Genomic DNA, 6,162 nt, shown 5'->3' with positions numbered 1-6,162 from the left:
CAGTCGTTGGTGACGTAGCCGTTGGGGTCGATGAAGTAGAGGTGGTCGCCGGCGGCGTTGAAGGCGAGGGGGGAGTCGGCGCGGGCTTGTCCGCCGATGCCGGCGGGGCCGTTCCAGGCGCCGTTGTTGACCCAGTCGTTGACGACGTTGCCGTTGGTGTCGATGAAGGCGACCATGGTGCCGGCGGCGTTGGTGGCGATGGGGGAGCCAGGGCGGGCTTGTCCGCCGATGGCGGAGGGGCCGTTCCAGGCGCCGTTGTTGACCCAGTCGTTGACGACGTTGCCGTTGGTGTCGATGTAGAAGGCGTGGTCGGCGTTGGCGTTGAGGACGACGGGGGAGTCGGCGCGTGCGGTGCCGCCGATGCCGGAGGGGCCGTTCCAGTAGCCGTTGGCGACCCAGTCGTTGGCGACGTTGTTGTTGGTGTCGACGAAGGCGACGTGGGTGGCGTTCGCGTCCATCGACACCGGCGAACTCGGCGCCGAGGCCGGGGTCTGGACGAGGTTCTTGTACCGCAGGCCCTTGTAGTTGGAGATCGGGTGGCTCTCCAGGGTGCTGGAGTAGATGCTGCCCTGCCGCTCGTCGGCGACCTGGCCGGGGCTGTGCTCGGCGTCGTAGGAGAAGGTGCCCGCCGACTTGTTGATCCACGAGTGGAACAGCACGACGTGGTCGGCGGTGTAGTCCAGGGCGTCGCCCGTCTGGAGGTTCGTCGCACCGCTGATGTTGCCGGCGATGACGTTGGAGACGTCCGGCAGGGTCCAGGTGACCAGGCTTTCCTTCAGGCCCCAGGCCATCGAGACGAAGCCGGAGCAGTCCGCCCGGTAGGGCCCGCCGACGGCGTTGTCCTTCCAGGCGAGTGTCTGGCTGTAGGGGACGGCGTTGGCGATCCAGTCGTGGGCCCGGGCCATCATCTGCTGCTGGGTGATCGGCTGGCCGGGCGCGGACGGGCCGAGCGTTCCGGTGGAGGTGACGGCACCGATCGGGACGGTGCCGGCGAACGACTCGCCGGCCGGGATCAGCGCGGCCAGCGTGCCGAGCATCGAAGCGGCCGCGAGGACGGCGACGCCCCGCTTGGTGCTGGGTGTGGAAGACATGGCTCTCTCTCGGTGATCGGGTGAGGGTGGTGCCTGGGGTGGTGCGTGATCAGTGCGCGCCGGCCTGGTCGGCCAGCAGGTTGGTGAGCAGCGACAGCACGTTGGGGTCCTGGGCCACGTCGTACGGAGCGGCGGTGGAGCCGGTGGCCAGCTCGGTGAAGTGCAGGACCAGCACGCGGGTGCCGCGTGCCGCGACGTAGAGGTGGTTGGTCTGGGTGCCGCGTGCCGAGATGCCCTCGACCCCGGTCCAGGTACGGCGGAACGCCGCCGCGTCCGTGGCGCTCGCGGTCTGCTGCGCGACGGCGTCGGTCGGGAGGTGGTTGGTGCTCTGCAGGACGCGGGAGGTGTCCTGGCAGGCGGTCATGCCAGAGCGGACGCCCTCGGAGGCGGTGGTGGCCGCGGCCTCGCTGGCGAAGCTGTAGCTCTCCAGCAGGGCGGGGTTGCCGCCGCCGCTCTGGTAGGGCTGCTGCTGCCAGGTCAGGGCGCCGCGCACGTTCGCGCATTCGTTCAGCGAGATGTCGTGTCCGGCGATGTCGCGGACCGGCCCGGGGTCCTGCGCGGTCCACGTCTCCGTGGTGACGGTGGCGAGGTTGGAGCGGACGGCGCCGGCGGTCACGCTGTCGACGGCGGCCGCCGGGTTTCCGGCGCTCGGCTCGCCCGCTCCGGCGGCGGGCGGGTTCGCCGCCGCCGGGGGCGCGGCGGGCACCTGGGGTGCGGCGGGCGCCGCGGGCGGCGCGACGGGCGCACCGGGGGCGGGCGGCGCCTTAGGCGCGTCCGCCTTGGCCCCGGGCGAGGCCGGCGGCGCGGCGGGTGCCGCTGCCCCGGTGGTCGCCGGCGGCGCGGGGGCCGTCGTACCGGACGGTACCGGGGCCTCGGGGGCGGGCGGCGCGGCCGGTGCGGTGGCCGGGGTGGTCGCGGCGGGCGTGGCGGGGACGCCCGGTGCCGTGGCAGGGGCGGTGGCGGGGACCGGGACCTGGGCCGCCACGGCGGCCGCCTTGACCTGGTCCGCGCCCGGCGCCTTCGTGTCCGGGCCCTGGAGCGTCAGGCCCAGCACGCCGGCGCTGAGGGCGACGCCTGCCGTCAGGGCCGCCGCCAGGCGGGTTCCTCGTACGGAGAACTTGCGTGCGGGCATGGCGAACTGACTCCTCGGTGAACGAAGGGTGGTGGGCGGTTCCGGCGGCACGGGGCCGCGACGGGGACGCGCGGGGCGGGTGAAGGGCCGCCGGGAGCGCTCCGGCTACCGGGTCGGTGCCTCGGGCGGCAGGTAGCGCCGGTGGAGGGCGGGCGACGCCCGGTGGCTCCGGCTGAGCAAGGCGGCGGCGCGCTCGACGGCGCTGGGCGCCGCGAGCGCCGGCGGTACGGGGGTGAGGAAGTACATCAGGAGGTCGACCCGGTCGCTCACGAGGGAGCCGGAGATGTGTTCCAGGCCGTCTTCCGGTGTGCTGTGGGCCCACAGGACGCCCAGGACTTCGGCCACCTCGCCTGTCGGTCGGGCCGATGCCGCGTTGCGGCATCGCAGGCTGGTGTAGACGAGGTCCATGCCCTGACTATCCCCACTGGGCGTTGTCGTTGACCGGGCTGGTGCTGGTCGGGGTCGGGGTGGCGGTGCCCGTGACGGCAGGGGTGGCGGCGGTGTCGGCGACGGCCGCGGTGGGCAGCAGGGCGATCGTGCCGGTGACGAGGGCGGCGACCGCGGCGGCCAGGGCGAGACGGGTGCGGGACATGGTGATCGATCCTCTGCTGGAGACGTGACGGGGGTGGACCGGCACCGTTCTCGCGTCCCGCGGTTGACGCTCGTTCCGGTGTCCTGGTCACCGGCGGGTTCTCCCTGCCGGCGATGAACAGCTTGGCCGCTGCGGCGACCGCCCGGGAAGTGGGTGCGGCTGTCGGCTACCCGACTGGCGCCATCCGGACATTGTGTCATGTTCCCGACAAGAATGAAACGATGGAGATCTTGAAGGTCCTATGCACTCGGTGGGACGATGTGGTGTGTGCGCGGACCGTCGAAGGCGGCGGCCCGCAGGATCCGGGGGGACAACACGATGCTGGAAGCGCTCGGCCTCAGCATGATCGCGAGCAAGGTCTACCAGGGCATGCTCGACCATCCCACTTACGGTGCGGCCAAGTTGGCCGACCTCTGCGGGATCTCGCCCGCACAGGTCCACGGCTGCCTGGACGAGCTGAGCGCGCTGATGCTGGTCCGGGCGTCCAGCGAGCACCCGGGGCAGATGCGGGCGGTCTCCCCCGACGTCGGCCTGGCGGACATGCTCGCGCGGCAGGAGGCCGACCTGGCCGCCCGCCAGGCCCGGCTCGCCGAATCCCGGGTGGCCGTCACCAACCTGATAGCCGAACGGGCCGACTCCCGCGCCACGCACGGCGAACGCCTGCTGGGCATGGACGCGATCCAGGGCCGGATCGAGCAGCTGGCCCACGGCATGAGCCAGGAGTGCCTGGGCGTCCACCCCGGCGCCAGTCACCGCCCCGAGGACCTCGCGGCGGCCCGGGCTGCCGACGAGGAGCCGCTGGCGCGCGGCGTCGTGATGAAGACCCTCTACCAGGACAGCACCCGCAACGACCCGCACACCACGGCTCACGCCCACTGGCTCCTCAGCCGGGGCAGCGAGGTGCGCACCGCACCCGTCCTCCCGCAGCGGCTGGTCATCTTCGACCGCACCCATGCCCTGGTCCCGATCGACCCCGCCGACACGCGCAAGGGCGCCCTCCACATCACCGAGGCGGGCATCGTCAACGCCCTTCTCGACCTGTTCGACCAGGCCTGGGCCACCGCCGTCCCGCTCGGCGCGGTCCGGCCCGACGCCCCCGCGGACGGCTTGACCGGCACCGAGCGCCAGCTCCTGCGTCTGCTCGCCGGGGGCCTGACGGACGAGGCGGTCGGCCAGCGCCTCGGTACCTCCTCGCGCACGGTCGGGCGCCACATGGCCTCGATCATGGAGCGCCTGGGCGCCAGCAGCCGCTTCGAGGCCGGCCTCAAGGCCGCCCAGCGGGGCTGGCTGTAGCCCCGGCGGCCGTGGGTGGCCGAGGGCAGTCCTGGCTGGTCGGCGGGGCAGTCGGATCCGGCTGTAGGGGCAGGAGCCGCCCGTGGGGCGTGACGGACCACCGCAATCGTGATCATGATGAGGCGGAGGTCCGGGAGTGGCCGGACGGCGAGGCCGGGAGGGCAATGATGGGGATGAAGAGGTTCGGGAAGGCCGTCGCGTCGTCGGCCGTGGTCGCCGCCACGCTGGTGGGGGCCGCCGCCGGTACGGCCGGCACCGCGCAGGCCGCGCAGGTGGACACCTTGGTGAACTACATGTGCAACAAGCCGGCGGTCACCGCGGAGAGTTGGATCGGCTGGCCGGGTGCGAAGTTCCTCTGCGGCGGCGGGTACGGGTTCAACATCCCGATGTACTACTTCGACGACGGCACCCGCCAGTCGTTCTTCGTCGGCGCGGACCACGCGATCTGGACCACCTGGATGCCCCCGGCGCCCGGGGCCCCGAGCCCCGTGGTCTCGCTGGGCGGCGTGGTCACCTCCGACGCCGTCATCAGTGCCCACAGCGGCAACTACCTGCAGCTGAAGGTGCGGGGCACGGACGGCAAGAGCTGGTACAAGGAGCGCGACACGGGCGGGAACTGGAGCAACTGGCACCGCTGAGTCGCCCCAGTTCCCGCCCGGCTGCCCGGGGGCCTGTCAGCAGGGGAACCAGTCGGTCCAGCTGCCGCTGCCGTTGATGGTGTTGCACCAGTAGTCGTAGTCGCTGCCGATCACCCGGAGGCTGGGGATTCCGTTGGTGTACTTGCCCTCCACGCCGTCCAGGACGCCACTGGCGCTGCCGAGGACGGACCAGGTGGACCACGATCCGTTCACGGTGGACCGGTAGGTGTGCCAGACCTGCCGGTCGGTACCGACGAGCACCCACTCGCGTCGGCCGTCCTGCCAGAGAATGGGGAAGGGGTCGGAGGTGCACAGGTAGGGCGCGGCGGGCGCGCCGTCATCGAAAACCGCCAGGCAGTCGCCGTTGGCGTTGACGACCGTGGTGCTGGCGGCAGTTGCGGCGCCGGTGGGCCCGCTCCGGGCCGGCGCCGCCTGCGCGGTGGCGACGGGGCCCAGGCGTGGACCTACTGATCCAGGGTCTCGACGTGTCCGACCGAGGTTGTCCGGACGCGGCGTGTTGGAGTGGGAAGTCGGCCTGGTCGACTTCCCGCTCCACCGCCGTCACGGCCGCCGCAGGACGCGCAGGACGCTGGTGAGCATCGGGAGTGTGAACTCGCCCTCGGCGGTCTCGGGGCGGGCGGCGAGGTAGGCGCGGGTGCGGGCGAGGAGGTCCTCGCGCTCGGCGGCCGGCATGACGAGGACGCCGGCCTTGGTGGCGAGGGTGGCCGTGAGGGAGTCGGCGGTCCGGCGCTGGCCGTGCGGGAACTCCGCCTGCCGCGCGGCGTCGAACGGGCTGTCCGCACCGGACTCGGGCAGGTGCATCGCCGCCGTCCCGACACGCCAGCTCGCGGGGACGTCGCGCGGGCCGATCGCCGCGCTGCCGGTGACGCGGGCGAGCCCGGCCACCCACTCCTCCCCGTCGTCGAAGACGTTCCACAGCCCCGCGAGCACCCCGCCGGGGGCGAGGACCCGGGCGATCTCCGGCCCCGCGGCCTCCATGTCGAACCAGTGCATGGCGTTGCCGGAGACGACGGCGTCGACCGACCCGTCCGGGAGCGGAATCGATTCCGCACTGCCGGACAGGGCGCGCACGGAGGGCAGTTCGCGCCGCAGCTCGGCCAGCATCGCCGCGTCGGGCTCGACGGCCACGACGTCGATGCCGAGCGCGAGCAGCGTGCCCGTGAGCTTGCCGGTCCCGGCGCCGAGGTCGAGCACCCGCAGGCCGGGCGCGGGTTCGAGGGCCCAGCGCACGGCGGCGTGGGCGTAGTCCGGACGGTGCTCGGCGTACGCGCCGGCCGCCGTGCCGAAGGACGAGCTGTGCAGCAGGCGTTCGTGCTCCTGGTCGATCCGGTTCACTGCGGCTCCCCGTGTCGCGATGTATCGGCCCGATGTATCGAACCGATACATCGGCACCTT

8 protein-coding genes are annotated in these 6,162 nt (G+C 72.8%); 2 read left to right on the top strand and 6 right to left on the bottom strand.

Translation table 11 applies throughout. The annotated features are described in order from the left end of the window. The 4 genes from ABT238_RS14080 to ABT238_RS14065 all read right to left on the bottom strand — a co-directional run. Positions 1-1,091: PLL family lectin (locus ABT238_RS14080; protein WP_502891428.1), on the bottom strand; the 1,091-nt coding region annotated here is incomplete at its 3' end. Positions 1,092-1,140: 49 nt separating this feature from the next. After that, positions 1,141-2,223, bottom strand: coding sequence for a hypothetical protein (locus ABT238_RS14075; RefSeq protein ID WP_350757528.1), 1,083 nt, complete (start codon positions 2,221-2,223; stop codon positions 1,141-1,143). Positions 2,224-2,328: 105 nt separating this feature from the next. Beyond that, positions 2,329-2,631 carry a hypothetical protein gene (locus tag ABT238_RS14070; RefSeq protein ID WP_350757525.1) on the bottom strand — a complete coding sequence of 101 codons (303 nt, stop codon included), beginning with the start codon at positions 2,629-2,631 and terminating at the stop codon, positions 2,329-2,331. Positions 2,632-2,638: 7 nt separating this feature from the next. Then, positions 2,639-2,815 carry a hypothetical protein gene (locus tag ABT238_RS14065; protein WP_350757521.1) on the bottom strand — a complete coding sequence of 59 codons (177 nt, stop codon included), beginning with the start codon at positions 2,813-2,815 and terminating at the stop codon, positions 2,639-2,641. Positions 2,816-3,082: 267 nt separating this feature from the next. On the opposite strand from ABT238_RS14065, the gene ABT238_RS14060 reads away from it, so the two are divergent. Further along, entirely contained in the window at positions 3,083-4,108 is a 1,026-nt protein-coding gene (locus ABT238_RS14060; RefSeq protein WP_350757518.1) for a LuxR C-terminal-related transcriptional regulator, read from the top strand. Positions 4,109-4,281: 173 nt separating this feature from the next. Beyond that, positions 4,282-4,746, top strand: coding sequence for a DUF8189 domain-containing protein (locus tag ABT238_RS14055; RefSeq protein ID WP_350757514.1), 465 nt, complete (start codon positions 4,282-4,284; stop codon positions 4,744-4,746). A 36-nt stretch (positions 4,747-4,782) separates the two neighbouring features. On the opposite strand, the gene ABT238_RS14050 is transcribed toward ABT238_RS14055, so the two are convergent. Both ABT238_RS14050 and ABT238_RS14045 read right to left on the bottom strand, forming a co-directional pair. After that, positions 4,783-5,007 (bottom strand): hypothetical protein, encoded by a 225-nt coding sequence (locus ABT238_RS14050; RefSeq protein ID WP_350757511.1) that lies wholly within the window; start codon positions 5,005-5,007, stop codon positions 4,783-4,785. Between the two features lie 300 nt (positions 5,008-5,307). Next, positions 5,308-6,102 (bottom strand): class I SAM-dependent methyltransferase, encoded by a 795-nt coding sequence (locus tag ABT238_RS14045; RefSeq protein ID WP_350757508.1) that lies wholly within the window; start codon positions 6,100-6,102, stop codon positions 5,308-5,310. Between the last annotated feature and the right edge of the window lie 60 nt (positions 6,103-6,162).

Origin of the sequence: Kitasatospora sp. NPDC001527 (genome assembly GCF_040298605.1) — a bacterium.
GTDB lineage: Bacteria > Actinomycetota > Actinomycetes > Streptomycetales > Streptomycetaceae > Kitasatospora.
This window is presented reverse-complemented; position numbering and strand designations above follow the sequence as displayed.